The organism is Desulfocastanea catecholica, from assembly GCF_054657295.1.
Map to the genome: position 1 here is coordinate 1 of NZ_BAAHYZ010000167.1, position 292 is coordinate 292.

Sequence of the window (292 nt, forward strand, 5' to 3'; positions counted from 1 at the left end):
CGCTCATAACTACCATCGCATCTATTACAGAAGTTCTTCATTTATTAGACTTCAATCGAAATGCTCAACTTGATTTTATTGAATGGATAAATAGGGGTGGGGTTGAAATAGAAAATATCTCCAATTTCGATTTTCGTAGAATTAAAGAACTCACAGAAAAATATCGCGATTTGCCAATGGACTTTGCTGATTCGTGCCTTGTATTACTCGCAGAAAAATTGGGCATTAACACAATTGCTACAATTGATCGTGACTTTTCCATTTATCGCATCAAAGGCAAAAAACCATTCAA

The 292-nt window shown here is 34.9% G+C and carries 1 protein-coding gene; it reads left to right on the forward strand.

Features of this window, described 5'->3' with window-relative positions; all coding sequences use genetic code 11:
* Positions 1-292, forward strand: a 292-nt coding sequence (locus ACYQ8U_RS23375) for a type II toxin-antitoxin system VapC family toxin (protein ID WP_459947946.1), incomplete at both ends; no start/stop codon positions are given.